10 protein-coding genes are annotated in these 16,043 nt (G+C 40.1%); 5 read left to right on the top strand and 5 right to left on the bottom strand.

Going from position 1 to position 16,043, the window contains the following annotated elements:
- Window positions 1–4 precede the first annotated feature (4 nt).
- On the bottom strand, window positions 5–739 hold the full coding sequence (gene folE / locus BM156_RS17935) for a GTP cyclohydrolase I FolE (protein WP_093921286.1): 735 nt from the start codon (window positions 737–739) through the stop codon (window positions 5–7).
- 304 nt (window positions 740–1,043) lie between these two features.
- Between folE and BM156_RS17930 the strand changes: the two genes are divergently transcribed.
- Window positions 1,044–2,432: a sulfatase family protein gene (locus tag BM156_RS17930; protein ID WP_093921285.1), complete on the top strand. Its 1,389-nt coding sequence runs from the start codon at window positions 1,044–1,046 to the stop codon at window positions 2,430–2,432.
- A 223-nt stretch (window positions 2,433–2,655) separates the two neighbouring features.
- Window positions 2,656–3,972, top strand: coding sequence for an alpha-L-fucosidase (locus tag BM156_RS17925; RefSeq protein WP_093921284.1), 1,317 nt, complete (start codon window positions 2,656–2,658; stop codon window positions 3,970–3,972).
- Between the two features lie 285 nt (window positions 3,973–4,257).
- On the opposite strand, the gene rny is transcribed toward BM156_RS17925, so the two are convergent.
- The 3 genes from rny to BM156_RS17905 all read right to left on the bottom strand — a co-directional run bounded on the left by rny (window position 4,258) and on the right by BM156_RS17905 (window position 6,531).
- Entirely contained in the window at window positions 4,258–5,808 is a 1,551-nt protein-coding gene (rny, locus tag BM156_RS17915; protein WP_170847007.1) for a ribonuclease Y, read from the bottom strand.
- A 123-nt stretch (window positions 5,809–5,931) separates the two neighbouring features.
- Window positions 5,932–6,222: a cell division protein ZapA gene (locus BM156_RS17910; protein WP_093921281.1), complete on the bottom strand. Its 291-nt coding sequence runs from the start codon at window positions 6,220–6,222 to the stop codon at window positions 5,932–5,934.
- A gap of 15 nt (window positions 6,223–6,237) precedes the next feature.
- The gene (locus BM156_RS17905; RefSeq protein ID WP_093921280.1) at window positions 6,238–6,531 is read right to left on the bottom strand and encodes a hypothetical protein; all 294 of its coding nucleotides are present in this window, start codon (window positions 6,529–6,531) and stop codon (window positions 6,238–6,240) included.
- Window positions 6,532–6,675: 144 nt separating this feature from the next.
- Here BM156_RS17905 and BM156_RS17900 point away from each other — a divergent pair, with 144 nt between their 5' ends.
- Window positions 6,676–8,385, top strand: coding sequence for a M23 family metallopeptidase (locus BM156_RS17900; RefSeq protein ID WP_170847006.1), 1,710 nt, complete (start codon window positions 6,676–6,678; stop codon window positions 8,383–8,385).
- A gap of 145 nt (window positions 8,386–8,530) precedes the next feature.
- Window positions 8,531–9,418, top strand: coding sequence for an ACP S-malonyltransferase (gene fabD / locus BM156_RS17895; RefSeq protein ID WP_093921278.1), 888 nt, complete (start codon window positions 8,531–8,533; stop codon window positions 9,416–9,418).
- Window positions 9,419–9,503: 85 nt separating this feature from the next.
- On the opposite strand, the gene BM156_RS17890 is transcribed toward fabD, so the two are convergent.
- Entirely contained in the window at window positions 9,504–10,217 is a 714-nt protein-coding gene (locus tag BM156_RS17890; RefSeq protein ID WP_093921277.1) for a helix-turn-helix transcriptional regulator, read from the bottom strand.
- 504 nt (window positions 10,218–10,721) lie between these two features.
- Here BM156_RS17890 and BM156_RS17885 point away from each other — a divergent pair.
- Window positions 10,722–15,908 carry a leucine-rich repeat protein gene (locus BM156_RS17885; RefSeq protein WP_093921276.1) on the top strand — a complete coding sequence of 1,729 codons (5,187 nt, stop codon included), beginning with the start codon at window positions 10,722–10,724 and terminating at the stop codon, window positions 15,906–15,908.
- Window positions 15,909–16,043: the final 135 nt, after the last annotated feature.

The following is a 16,043-nucleotide window of genomic DNA, read 5'->3' as shown; positions in this document are numbered from 1 at the left end:
ATAATCAACTTCCCAACGTCACATATTTTAAAAATTCTTCTTTTCGTTCTTTGTCCTTGAATATACCTCCATATTCTGCAGTAACCGTTGAACTGCTTTCATCTTCAATCCCTCGGGATGACACACACATGTGTTTTGCATCGATAACAACAGCAACATCCTCTGTTTTCAGAATTTTTTTCAACTCATTAGCTACCTGAACTGTCAACCGTTCTTGAACCTGCGGGCGGCGAGCGTAATAGTCAACAATACGATTAATCTTAGACAAACCAATCACCTGACCACTTGACACGTAGGCAACGTGAGCCTTTCCAACAATTGGTAAAAAGTGATGCTCACAAGTTGAGTTCAGGTTAATGTTCTTCTCCACTAACATTTCGCCATACTTAAACTTATTCTCAAAGACCGAAATCTTGGGTTTATTTGCTGGATTTAAGCCATTGAAAATCTCCTGAACAAACATTTTTGCCACACGATGCGGAGTTCCACTCAAACTATCATCATTCAAATCAAGCCCGAGGGTATCCATAATTTCACGGAACTTATCTTCAATGATTTCCATTTTCTCATTATCGGTCAATTTAAATGCGTCCGAACGCATGGGAGTATCAATTGAAGTGGCAATATGATTATCTCCAATCAAATCGTTATCCACTCTATTCTGAACCAGATGGCCATTTACACGGCTGTTCTTCGCAGTTGTTGGTCGATTTGTTTTTACAAAGCCGTTTACTTTCATTGTCTTTTCCTTTCAATTGTTTTCAAACTAAACCAACAAGTAAAAAATAAGTTTGTTTAATATTTTAGTATTTTTTTTAAACAAATAATTTTCTGATCCCAAAAAAACCACAAAATACCCCATTCTTAAGCTTACTTTCCAGCACACTCTTCTCCCCATTTACCGATCATCATAATCCACTTACAGGGCGAATTCGCCATTTAATCTTTTTTAAGAATAATATGATGTAAAAAGCCTACAAAGCTTCTTAAGATTTAATAACTTTAGTGACAATTCTTTTAGCCATTTTTACGCTAGCGAAGCCATGAAACATTATGTCGCCATTATTCTATTAATTGGGATTTCGGGAGCATGCATGCTTAATCCGCTCTCCGCTTATTCTGCTACCAATAAAAACGTTAAAAAACCCAATATTCTGGTCATTATGGCTGACGATTTGGGTTATGGAGATATCTCCATAACCGGAGGTCGCGATGTTCAAACTCCACATATCGATGATCTCTTTGCCAAAGGAGTCATGATGACTGAGTTTTATACCAGCTCTAGCGTTGGTTCTCCAATTCAGGCTTCTTTTCTTACTGGAAAGTATCCCGGGCTGGTAGGAGTACCGGGGGTTATCCGAAAAGATCTCTCCAATAATTGGGGCTACTTCAGAGCTGACACCACCCTTTCGGGTTACCTGCAACAATCGGGCTACACAACCGCTTTAATCGGAAAGTGGAACTTGGGTTTTGAATCTCCAAACCTACCCAACGAGCAAGGCTTTGATCTTTTCATGGGTTTTTTAGGCGATCAATTCGATGCAGATAGACCTCTAAGCCAGAACAACGGCAGCATGCGTTTTAATGAGAACTCGATAAACCCTTCGGGACACACAACTGACCTTTTTTCTAATTGGTCGATTGACTTCATTAATCGTGAAGCCGAGGCAGAAAAACCATTTTTTCTATTTCTGGCCTATAATGCTCCCGGAGAATTTCCTTCCCCAAAAGAAGAATGGGTTGAATCAGTACAAAAAGATCATCCGCATTTAAGCAGAAATCGAACCAAAAACATTGCCGCCATTGAGCACATGGACGATGGCATTGGACGTATTTTAGAGACTTTGAACAACACCAATCAACTGAAAAACACCATTATTATTTTTAGTTCTGAAAACAGTGGACTTTTGGCAACCGGAAGTTCAAATGGAAAACTCAGAGGTGGAAAGCAAGATTTATACGAAGGAGGAATCCGGGTGCCAACCTGCATTTTCTGGAGAGATAAAATAAAACGACAAAGCATTTGTCACCAAGTTGGCATAACAATGGACCTCTTTCCAACGATTTGCGAAATGTGTGAATTGAAGCCAACCAACAATTTAGACGGAAGTAGCTTGACCTCCTGCATTCTAAAAGGACTCCCTTTACAAAAAGAAAGAACACTATTTTGGGTCTGTCGACAAGGTGGGGTATTTGAAGGAAAAGCAAGCTACGCGGTAAGACAAGGTGCCTACAAACTCATGCAAAACAACCCACATGAAGATTTGCGTTTATACAATCTTACCACCGACTCCTACGAACAGATCCCTTTGAGAAAAAGTTCAGAGCACTACCAACGTCTCTACCAATTACTTCAGGCACATATTCGTAAAAATGAATCGGTACCATGGACTAAGTCCGAAGAAGCAAGACTAATCATTCAATCGAACTAATATCACAAAGGCGGAAATCTAAAATTCCGCCTTTGTTGCTGTTTATCCTTTTGGTTTATGAAAGTCTATTCCAGACTGATTCCCATAAAATTACCTTTTATATCTCTCCCCAAAAGCCCTTTGCCAACAAAAAGATATTTTATAACATTCACTAAGGCTTTATCAATTCTTTCTTATAAATTTATCAGCACAACACAGCACAGTAAATCTAAACTTACTAAAAATGAAAAAAATAAGCATTTTACTCTTGTTTGCATTTTTAACAATGATTGGACATTCGCAAGAAAGTTACACCCCTTCCGATGAAAACCTGAAAAACAGGGAATGGTTTCAAGATGCCAAGTTCGGCCTCTTCATACATTGGGGGGTCTACTCTGTGATGGCCGGAGGAGGCGATCAAGGAATTGCCGAATGGATTATGAACCAAAAACGGATTCCGATTGAGCAATACGAAAAACTCCCGTCATTTTTCAATCCAACCAAATTCGATCCGAACAAGTGGGTTGCCACGGTCAAAAAAGCCGGGATGAAATACATTACAATCACCAGCAAGCATCATGATGGATTTGCCATGTATGACTCAAAAGTAAGCGATTACAACATTGTAGATCGTACACCATATGGCAAGGATATACTCCAACAACTCAAAGAGGCCTGCGATAAAGAAGGTATCAAACTATTCTTCTACTATTCGCAGCTTGACTGGCATCATCCGGATTATTATCCTCGAGGAAGAACAGGACAGGGCTATACAGGTCGTCCTCAGCATGGAGATTGGGACAAATACATTGACTACATGAACGCACAACTTACTGAACTTTTAACCAACTACGGTGAAGTTGGAGGTATTTGGTTCGATGGCATGTGGGATCAAATTGATGCCAACTGGCGTTTGGACGAAACCTATTCTTTAATTCACAAACTTCAACCAGGAGCTCTAGTTGGTAGTAATCACCACAAAGCACCATTCCCTGGCGAAGATTTCCAGATGTTTGAGCGTGATCTTCCTGGTGAAAATACCATGGGCTTTAATCAAACCGGAACAATCTCTGAACTTCCATTGGAAATGTGCGAAACCATGAATGGTAGCTGGGGCTTTAATCTTAAAGATCATAACTACAAGTCTACCAAACGCCTGCTCCAAACCATGGTTAAAGCCGCTGGTTATGGCGCAAACTTCCTTTTAAACACCGGCCCAATGCCTAATGGCGAAATTCAGCCGGAGAATGTAGATACCTTAATGGTTATGGGAAGATGGTTGGACAAATACGGAGAATCAATTTATGGTACCCGTAAAGGGCCGATCAAACCGTTGCATTGGGGGGCTACAACTCAGAAAGGCAAAACGGTTTATGTACACGTTCTTCAGTTAGCTGAAGACAATCTTTTACTTCCAAAGCTTGAGCAGAAAATTAAATCAATTACGTTTTTTGATGATGGCACAAAAGCAAAATACAAGAACACTGAATTTGGAACTTTGATTCATCTGCCTTACGACAAACGACAGGAGGTGGACACCATTCTAAAGGTTGAATTATAACAACACAAACATACTCTAGAAAGCTGGCTTCGGTCAGCTTTTTTTGTTCCAAATAGAAAGCCTCCTCCTTATTTTGATCAGCTTAGAAAGAGAAAATACAGAAAGAAAACAATAGATTTGAAGGCAGCTCCACTCATTCTGCATACTCATTTTTGCCAGAATCAATCCTCCAAGGCTAGCATTAAAGCAACCTTTCCCCCTCCACCTTAGAGCATAAAAAAAGAGATGCATCTTGCAGATACATCTCTTTTAAAAATTATGTCGTTTAAACGTGCGTAAACAAACTTACTTAGCGTAATTCACTGCACGTAACTCACGAATTACCGTAATCTTAATCTGTCCCGGATAAGTCATCTCATCCTGAATATGTTTTGCAATATCGTATGACAGTTGTTCTGACTCCTTGTCTGAAATCTTATCACTACCAACAATCACACGCAACTCGCGTCCGGCCTGAATAGCATAAGTTTTCAATACACCTGGGTAAGAAAGGGCTAAATCTTCCAATGCTTTCAAACGCTTGATGTAAGATTCAACGACCTCGCGACGGGCTCCAGGGCGAGCTCCTGAGATCGCATCACAAACCTGAACAATAGGTGCTAACAACGACTGCATTTCAACTTCATCGTGGTGAGCTCCAATCGCATTGCAAATATCTGGCTTTTCTTTGTATTTCTCGGCCAATTTCATTCCCAATACTGCGTGTGGCAATTCTGGTTCATCATCAGGCACTTTACCAATATCGTGCAACAATCCGGCCCGTTTTGCCCATTTAGGGTTCAAACCCAACTCAGATGCCATAATCGCACACAAGTTAGCAACCTCACGTGAGTGCTGTAGCAAGTTTTGTCCGTAAGACGAACGGTATTTCATTTTACCAATCATCCGAATCAACTCAGGATGCAACCCATGTACTCCGAGGTCAATGGCAGTCCGCTTACCGGTTTCAATAATTTCTTCTTCAACCTGCTTTTTCACTTTCGAAACAACTTCTTCGATACGAGCAGGGTGGATCCGGCCATCAGTTACCAGCTGGTGCAACGCCAAGCGCGCAATTTCGCGTCGAACAGGGTCAAATCCGGAAAGCACGATTGCTTCAGGAGTATCATCAACGATGATTTCAACACCGGTTGCTGCTTCCAGTGCGCGAATATTACGTCCTTCACGACCAATAATCCGTCCTTTTATCTCATCACTTTCGATGTGGAAAATGGTTACTGCATTTTCAATTGCGGTTTCTGTAGCCACCCGCTGAATGGTTTTCACCACTACTTTTTTAGCTTCTTTATTCGCCGTCAGCTTAGCCTCTTCCATAATCTCGTTGATGTAAGACATGGCTTCGGTTTGGGCTTCTCCTTTCAACGATTCTACCAACTGGTTTTTTGCATCCTCAGCCGACAAGCCAGAAATAGCTTCTAGCTGTTCAACCTGTTGTCTGTGCATTTTTTCCAGCTCATCTTCTTTTTGTTCAACCATGTTCAACTGGTTGGTTAAATTTTCGCGGATCGCTTCAACGTCCTTTTTAGTCAGTTCAAATTCTTTGACTTTACGTTGCAGTTCGTCACGGCGCTGCAAAAAGGCACTTTCTTTTTGTTTGAGCTTATTCTCAATCGAACCTATTTTATTGTTTTTGTCGTTTATGAACTTTTCGTGCTCGGTTTTTAACTGTAAGAACTTCTCTTTAGCTTGAAGTATCTTATCTTTCTTTATCACATCACCTTCAGCATCTGCCTCCTTTATGATTTTCCGCTTTTTACCTTTCAGGGCCTTATCCCACAAGAAATAAGAAAGCGTCCCCCCAAGCAAAAAGCCAGAAATAGCGTATATAATTTCCATATTCAAATAAGTATTACTTTAACATTTATATTAAAAAAAAGCCTGCTTATTAACTCATCCCCAAGATAATTGTTTTGGGAATGAATAAAAAGCGGGCTTTTCTTGCTCTTATTCTTATTTATTCTAATCAATCGACAAATAGTCACCTAACTCCTCGTTAAGTTTTTTAATTTCTTCAATAAAGGGAGAATCATCTGCCTTTTCTTCCATCTCCAAATTCTTCAATACAAACTGAAAAGCTGTCATTGATAGAAAATCCTTCGAATCGTGATTGGCATATTTTTTTCTGTACTGAAGAATAATATCATTTAAAATTTTCGCAGCTTTCCTGTACTTCTCCTCCTCCTCCCGAACAATTGTCAATGGGTATATTCGCCCATCTATATTGATATTTATTGAAAGCTTATCTGTCATCTCGAATTGTATTGACTACACATTTAGTTGAGCAATACATTTATCAATTTCCCGCACTATTTTATTTATTGTCTGCTTGGCTTCCTGCTTCTCATCATCAGAAGCAGAAAACACTTTTGCCATCTTCAGATCCGAATACTTTTTGACCAGCTCCTCATTTTCATCCCGAACCGTATTTAACTTGCCTTGTAATTCGCTGATTTGTTGCACAAGCCTCTGGTTTTCTTGCTTTAAGCCATCTTGCTTTGCGATCAGCAGCTTGATTCGCTTCTTAAATTCGTTAATCAGATCGTGATCTTGCTCGGTCATTCTAGCAAACTTTCTTCGACAAAATTAATATTTTTGCCCAATTGTTAATACGAAGATAGTTTTATTTTGCTTAATGTAACCTGCCATACAACAATTCATCAAATGGCGGGTTTAATCACAAAACCCTTAATTGTTTTTTCACTCATGAAATTTCGTTTGCTTAGCTATATTTTACTATTCAGCTTATTGGCCAATGCCCAAAGTCCTGATCGCGAATACTTTCGTTCACCAGTTGACATTCCAATTCTATTATCTGGCAACTTTGGTGAACTAAGATCCAATCACTTTCACTCTGGAATTGATATAAAAACACAAGGCAAAACGGGCTTACCTGTTTATGCTGCTGCCGAAGGAGATATTAGCCGGCTTAGGGTTTCGCCTTATGGCTTTGGCTTAGCCATTTACATCGATCATCCGAATGGGCAATCAACGGTTTACGGGCACCTTTTAAGCTTTCGCGAGGACATTGAAAAATATATCAAAGAAAAGCAATATGCAAAAGAATCTTTCAGTATTGATTTGCAAATCCCAGAAGGAACCTTCCCGGTAAAAAAGGGAGAACTCATTGCTCTCAGCGGAAACAGTGGAAGCTCTGGAGGACCACACCTGCATTTTGAAATACGGGATACGCACAAACAGGAACCACTCAACCCCTTGCAATTTGGGTTCCCGGTAAAGGATGATATGAAACCCAAAATATTATCGGCCTTTATTGCTCCTCTAGGCAATGAATCACACGTAAACGGTCAACGCAAAGGGAAACTCATTGAAACCGTGTTTTATAACGGTGCTTATCATCTGAAAGGAAACCCGGTAATTCCAGTTTATGGGCAAATTGGTTTTGGCATTCAAGCTCTTGATTACCTTGATGGAAGCTGGAATAAATGCGGCGTTTTTGAAATAAAGCTAAAGGTTGATGATCAACTTGTTTATACCTTTTTGATGGATCGCCTCAATTTCAGCGAAACACGCTATTTGAACAGCCACATCGACTATTCAGAATATCGCAAAAACTATCGCCGGGTGCATAAAAGTTGGGTTGATCCGGGCAACAAGCTCAGCAACTACCACCAGCTAGTCAATCGTGGAATTGTTGATTTATCGGATGGCAAACAACACCAAATCCGCTACGAGATACAAGATGTTTATGGCAACACCAGTGTGCTAAGCTTCCGCGTTCAATCAAAACTGATGCAGCTTTCGGAACCAACTTTGGCTGGCAAACTGATCAGGTACAATCAAGAAGAGCGTATTGAGACCGATCAACTCAATGCCGATTTCCCATCTGGAACCTTCTATTCCGATTTTCACTTGGACTATGACGCTAAGCCTGCCAATAATCTCTACTATTCTCCACTTTTCAAACTCCACGACGATCGCACGCCTGTACACCAATCTTATCAGTTAAAACTTAAAGCCGATCTGGTTCCTGATTCACTTGAGGATAAAGCATTAATTGCTGCAATTAGCGATAAGAGTGGAAAAAAATGGTCTTTGGGAGGAAAGTACAAGAATGGCTGGGTAACAGCTTCGGTTCGGCAATTAGGCACCTTTGCCATCAGTGTTGATACCATTGCACCAACGATTCGCCCACTTAGCATCGCAGCCCACAGTCGTTTAACTGAGAAAAACCGAATTCGCTTCAAGATCAGAGATGAGTTTTCTGGAATTGCTGATTACAGGGGAGAAATTGATGGCCAATGGGTTTTATTTGAGTATGATGCAAAGAATGCGCTCATCACCTACCACATTGACTCAAAACGACTTCAACTCAATAAAAAACATCAACTAAAACTGGAGGTTACTGACAATAAGGGTAATGTGGCCACCTATGAAGCAAACTTCTTTCGCTAGTAAGAAAACTATTGAACATTCAATTTCAATAGTCGACAGAAAGTGTTAAAAAACGAAAGAAAAACATGGGATAGGTTTCATTTTCTGTTTCATGGCACAAAAATCATTTTAACTTTGCCGCGATTTTAACCATAAAGTTATAAGTATGAAGGCATATGTATTTCCAGGGCAAGGTGCTCAGTTTCCAGGAATGGGAAAAGACCTTTACGAAAACTCTCCACTTGCCAAAGAACTATTTGATAAAGCCAACGAGATTCTTGGATTCAGCATTACTGATATCATGTTTGAAGGAACTGCTGATGATTTAAAACAAACCAAAGTTACCCAACCTGCAATTTTCTTGCACTCGGTTATTTTGGCCAAGACTTTGGATGATTTCAAACCAGACATGGTGGCAGGTCATTCTTTGGGCGAATTTTCGGCTCTGGTTGCCAATGGAACTCTCAATTTTGAGGATGGTTTAAAACTGGTTTCTCAGCGAGCTATGGCAATGCAAAAAGCTTGCGAAGTGGAACCTTCGACCATGGCTGCTATTGTTGGCTTGGAAGATGCAATTGTGGAAGAAGTATGTAACGCAATCGACGAAGTAGTTGTTGCTGCCAACTACAACTGCCCGGGACAGCTGGTAATTTCAGGCTCTATTGCCGGAATTGACAAAGCTTGCGAGTTGCTGACCGAAAAAGGAGCTAAACGTGCATTGAAACTTCCTGTTGGCGGAGCTTTCCACTCCCCTCTGATGGAACCAGCCCGAGAAGAACTTGCTGCTGCAATTAAGGCAACCAACTTCAATCAGCCTGCATGTCCGGTTTATCAAAACGTAAATGCACAGCCAGTGAGCGATCCGGAAACCATTCAGGAAAACTTGATTGCCCAATTGACTGCTCCGGTAAAATGGACACAAACCGTGCAAAACATGCTGGCCGGTGGAGCTACTTCATTTACTGAAATTGGTCCAGGTAAAGTCCTTCAAGGATTAATTAAAAAAGTAGACCGCCAAGCTGAAACAGCTGGGGTAAATAGTTTTGAAGGCTAATAAATAAGCTACAATACAACGAAAAAGCTGCATGGAACCATGCAGCTTTTTCGTTTCAATTTGTTATAACTGACTTCCGGTAAACCTAGGCTTCCATCGGTCTATCGAGAAGCTGTTTAAGGTAATTTTCCAAGCTTTGTGTTTTGTCCAGATTCAGTTTTTTACGCAGACGTTTACGTGCTACATAAACCGAATTCAGACAGATGTTTTGAATGGAGGCAATTGCTTTCGTTTCAAAATTGAAAGAAATCAGACTGGCTAACTCCATATCTTTATGGTTCAAGTTCGGATACAATTCCCTAAGAATTTGACAGAGTTCTTGATTGATACGCTGCTGACTAGCTCCCAACAACACCCCAAAGTTTCTATTTCGCTCTCGAACTAGTTCACATTTAAGCACGTCCATATTTTGCTCCAACATCAAGTGCTTAATATCCTGGCTAACAAATCGTTCTTTAACTGTCGTTCGCACATAGCTTTCGTTTCCGATAATAATTGGCCAGGTTTTCACAAAACTAGAAAAAACGCTACCATTCTTTCGTTTATTCACGCGCGGCAAAAACTCGCCTTTTGTCAGGTGTTCAATACTTATCTCACCTGGGAGAAGCCCTGCAAAATCATCAGGGACGAGATCTTTCAGGTGTAGCTTTTCCATGTCAGCCTTACAGGAATAGCCAAAAAGATCAACCGCTCGCTGATTGAATGCGATTAACTCTCCCGTTTTTTTTACAATAAACTCAGCTTCCGTCTGGCTCTTCTCCAGACTTTCAATATTAGCCTCCAACTCTAAGTCGAACATAAGATTGTATTTGTATACAAATTGCACCTACAGAATAGTTCCTGTTTATGTACAGTGTTGCAAAAATATACAAAATAAAGATCCCGGGTACTTTTGAGGCCTCCAATTTCCGTTACTCAACGCCTATAGTCGCTCCGGTTTTTTATTCAAAAAGCAGAAATTTTCAAGTTTTTATCAGGCTGATTGAGGATAACTGAATACAGTTTAGAAAGTCAATCAATGGAAATCTGGGGATTTAAAACAACCGAGACTCAATCGTCCTGTTCGATCTGTCACATCTTTATATGCATAATAAAAACCAGTTTCTTTCAAAACTTCCAGCTTGAAAAATCACTGAATTCAGTGATTGTACTCTCCCAATAAAAATGTTACCATTATGCTCAGTAATACAGATCCCCTAAAAAAGGATAAGTAAATCGTAACGACTCATAATGAGTTACAAATGATGAGAATAAAAAATACCTTCCAAGACTCACTAAGAAAAACCAAAAGAACAACAAATTAATGAAACGTTTTATCACAACACTGCTAATAGCACTAACTTTCAGCGTCACAGCAAGGGCCCAATACACCCTTACATTCAACGATGTAGAAATGGATGGAAACACCATTACTGCTTACACTGGGAATGCCACAAATATTAACATCCCCGAATCCATTGGAGGCACAGTGGTAAAGACTATCGGGCATGATGCATTTTCGGAAAAGTCATTGACTGCCGTATCAATCCCTGCTTCGGTCACAACAATAGAGATGATGGCATTCAAGAATAACTCCCTTACTTCAGTCACCTTTGAAACGGAAGGTTCACAACTCTTCTATATTGGGATTCATGCCTTTTTTGGCAACGATGACCTTAGTAATATTTCTCTTCCAGAAATAAATGAACTCGGAAAATACTGGCGAAATAGTGCAACAAATCAACCAGTAACCGAAATAACAAATAAAGAATTGCCATATGCAATTGTTTACTCTGACGCTCCTGACTATCCTTTTAATCCGAATACAAAAACGATTATTGATTATTTTGGGAGTGAAACTGACATTGCTATTCCCGCTAGCATCAATAATATTTCAGTAGAAATCATTGGAGTAGGAGCTTTCTTTTACAAATCCCTTACTTCAGTTACTATTCCGGCTTCGGTCACAAACATCGAATGGAATGCATTCCGATGGAATCACTCCATCGCCTCGGTAATTTTCGAACCGGGCTCACGACTCAAAAACATTGGAGCAATGGCGTTCTGGAGCAACTCACTTAAATCAGTGACCATCCCCGCTTCAGTTACAACTATTGGAGAGTTCGCATTCAAACGCAATCAACTTACGTCTGTCAATTTTGAAACGGAGAATTCACAACTTCACTATATCGGAGATGAAGCCTTTTCCGAAAACGATGGGCTCGAGGCAATTCCTCTGCCTATCAACCAAGACAAATACTGGGTAATGAATGATGGTAGCTATAACAATCCATTAAATCAAATAGAGAATAAATCGCCTGCATACATGGCTATTTACACTGGGAACGAGGGCTATGTTTTTGACTCAGAAACAAAAACAATTACTGACTACAACGGAAGTGCTACGCAAATTGCGATTCCCATAATCCTTGAAGGCGATACCGTAAAAAACATCGGGGAAGGAGCATTCCAAAACAAGTCACTTCGCTATACCGTCATTCCTGCTTCAATCCGGAGTATTGCAGGCTATGCTTTTGCCGACAATAGTAACCTTCAAACAATTCCCCTTCCAATAATAAGAAATCGATATTGGAAGAGAGATAGTGACGATACACCAGTCAGCCAAATAACAAACGACAAAGCATCTTCATATACAGTTCAAGCCGTCAAAGCAACCGACTATGTCTTTAATCCCGAAACACAAACCATAACCGATTATATCGGAGATGCCACCGCTATCGACATCCCCAGCACCATTGACGGAGTTTTGGTAAAGACTATCGGAGAAGATGCATTTCGGAGAAAATCGCTAATCTCGGTTACAATTCCTAATTCTGTTACAAGCATTGAATCTGGCGCTTTCGCTTTCAATTCCCTTACTTCAATTAAGATTCCTGCTTCAGTCACAAGCATTGAAAATGCAGCACTTTCAAATAACGCAATTACGCAAGTCAATTTTGAACCAGGATCAGGACTTAAAGAAATTGGAATAAATACATTCTATAACAACGCGATTACCTCGCTAGAAATACCTGCTTCTGTAACAGCAATTGGGCCTTATGCACTTGCTTCCAACTTGCTAAAATCAATAAGCATCCCCGCTTCGATAACCGACATTTCAGAGGCAGCATTTCGTTTTAATTTGCTGGAGTCTGTCGAGTTTGAACCAAACTCCCAACTTCTAAGTATTTATAACGATGCATTTAAAGACAACCCCCTTGATAATATCCCATTACCTCCTATAAACAATAAATACTGGAGAAAAAATAGTGAGACCACTCCAATAGACGAGATAGATGATAAAACAGCCCTTTATACTGCTGTCTCCTCCAATGCACCTGACTATGCTTTTGATTCCAAAACAAAAACCATCATCGACTACGTAGGAACCTCTAAAACGATTACAATTCCTTCAAGCATTGACGGGGTCGCGGTGGAGGTTATCGGAGAATCCGCATTCTACGAAAACCATCTTACTTCCGTTACGATACCCGCCTCTGTAACAACCATTGCCAAGGAAGCTTTCTTCTGGAATGAACTTGGTAATGTAATGTTTGAGACAGGCTCTCAACTTCAAACAATTGGCTCTGACGCATTCTATGGCAATGAGCTTACTTCAATCACAATTCCAGGTTCTGTCGCAAGTATCGGGGAGTGGGCATTCTCTGACAATTTACTGGAATCCATCACCATTCCATCTTCTGTTAAAAATATTAGCAGAAAAGCATTTGCCGACAACAACCTTAGTTCGGTTACATTTAGCCCAGGGGCTCAACTTACAACAATTGAAGTAGGTGTATTTACTTCCAACTCCCTTAGTTCAATCACGATCCCCTCTTCTATTACATGTATCAAAGAAGAGGCATTTGCAGATAATAGCCTTAGTTCGGTTAGCTTTGAACTGGGATCTCAGCTCAAAACCATTGAAAAAAGAACATTTACATCAAACTTACTTACATCGATTATTATACCTGCCTCAGTTGCTGAGATTGGTGAAGCAGCATTTGCAGACAATAGCCTTAGTTCGGTTAGCTTTGAACCAGGATCTCAGCTCAAAACCATTGAAAAAAGAACATTTACATCAAACTTACTTACATCGATTACTATACCTGCCTCAGTTGCTGAGATTGGTGAAGCAGCATTTGCAAACAATAGCCTTAGTTCGGTTAGCTTTGAAACAGAGAACTCTCAGCTTTACAGTATTGGTAATCATGCATTTTTAGACAATAACTCTATCTCTTCAATCCTTCTACCTGAGATAAACAATAAATACTGGCGAAAAAACAAAGAGCCAGAGGCAGTAACAGAAATAATCGATAAAACCGCCTTCTACACCGCTGTGAACACCGATGCTCCCGACTATAGTTTTGACACCAAAACGAAAACCATTATCAAATACTTAGGAACCAACAATACTATTACGATTCCCTCAAGCATTAATGAGGTAGCTGTAAAATCCATTGGAGAATTTGCATTCTACAGAAGCTCTCTTGCTTCGGTAACAATCCCCTCTTCAGTCCAAAGTATTGGGAAAGGAGCATTCTCATACAATGACTTTAGCTCTGTAACCATCGAAAAACAAAACTCTCAACTTAATTATATTGGGGCTTATGCCTTTTTCTCATATACCACCCCAATTCCTTTACCTGAGCTAACCGGAAAAGAATGGAGAATAAATGGAGGGACAAGACAGGTAAGTCAAATAGAAGATAAAGCTGCAGCTTATGTAGCTCTTAGGTATACCTACCCAATCACTTTTTCAACAACCATCGACGACCAAGGCAAAAGTAATGGTTCACTAAAAGCTTTTATCAACGACGAAGAAATCATCTCGGGCGACAAAGCAGAATACGGCAGCACAATTGCATTTACAGCCACTGCTAACACAGGTTACAAAGTCAAACAATGGCTGATTAACGGCAGTCCGATTGATAACATAACAAACTTATATACTCACGGAGACTTGTCGGCAGACCTAAGTGTCGCGGTAGAATTTCAACTGAAAAGCTACCCTGTAAACTTTGAAGTCACAAGCGGCAATGGTTCACTAACTGCTGAAGTCGACAACAACTCCATTACCACAGCGGACCAAATACAACACGGGAAACAACTTGTGTTTACAGCAACTCCTGAAACAGGTTACAAAATCAAACAATGGCTAATTAACGGCAGTCCGATTGATAATACAACAAATTCATATATCCACGGAGACTTATCGGCAGACCTAAATGTCGCGGTAAAATTTGAATTAGAAAGTTACAAAGTAGCTTTTACTGTAAGCGGAGGAAGAGGCTCGTTGTCTGCTGTTGTTGAAGGCACTGATATTACACCTGGAGACCATGTGCAGCATGGAAAAGAAGTTGTGTTCACAGCAACTCCAAGAAGAGGATATAAAGTGAAGCGATGGCTAGTCAATGGGAACTCGGTCAATAAAACGACTAACACCTACACACACCAAGAGCTTTCAGCCGATTTAACCCTAGGTGTCGTGTTTGAGCTTAAAACGGCTCCCGTTACGTTCTCAACAAGTGGAGAGAATGGCTCATTAACAGCTACTGTTGATGGGAATAATATTACCTCAGGAAACCAAGTAAAATACCAAAAAGATATTGTTTTTACAGCCACTCCTGATGAAGGATATAAAATCAAACGGTGGATCGTTAACGGAAATGCCTTAGCCGGTCACATTTCCAATACATACACCTACGAAAACTTGTCAGGATCAGTAAGAGTCAATGTTGAATTTGAACTTGCAAGCTACCTTCTAACCTTTTCTCCAAACACTGACGATGGCTCACTAGCTGCAACAGTAGATGGTAATAATATTACCTCAGGCGAACAAGTATCGCATGGAAAAGAAGTTGTGTTTTCTGCAACTCCCAATGAAAATTACAAGGTCAAACGATGGATTATAGACGATGAGCCTTTAGCAGAAAATACATCAAACACCTATACTCATAACGGAGTATCAAGTCATTTAGATGTAAAAGTAGAATTTGAACTCTTAAGTTATACAGTAACCTTCGATATCGAAAATGCAAATGGCGGATCATTAACTGCAAGCGTTGATGACACTGACATTACCACAGGTGAACAGGTGCAATATGGAAAAGAAGTTGTGTTTTCTGCAACTCCAGATGACAACTATAAAGTCAAGCAGTGGTTTCTGAATGGGAATAGTCTTACAGATGAAAATACTTCAAATACTTACATTCATGAACAAGTATCAGATCATTTAAATATCAAAGTAGAGTTTGAACTTACAACCGACATCGATGATATTGCGTCTAAGAAAGATCGTCTTCGGATCTATCCTAATCCAACAAATAGCTATGTTTATGTTGTTAGTCCTGATGTTGCCAATCGCATCGTTATTTATTCTCTAACTGGAGAAGTTGTAAAACAACTCACGTCAAACACACAATTAAGTAAAGTAGATCTTACGGGAGTAACCCCAGGGATGTACCTTGTCAGAGTAAACAATCACACCCATAAACTATGCATAAAATGAGCGATAAAAGCCGTTCTTTTGGCATAATTATGGTTATCCTTTACGTGCTTAAGTTGGAACTTAAAACTTCCTTCCCATAACTGAGAAAAGTAAAATCCTCCCCCAAAAACAAAAAAGCTGCATGTTCTCCCATGC

Source organism: Sunxiuqinia elliptica, from assembly GCF_900113005.1.
In the GTDB taxonomy this organism is placed as follows: Bacteria; Bacteroidota; Bacteroidia; order Bacteroidales; family Prolixibacteraceae; genus Sunxiuqinia; species Sunxiuqinia elliptica.
The sequence above is the reverse complement of the archived record's forward strand: the minus strand, read 5'-3'. Positions and strand labels throughout refer to the sequence as shown.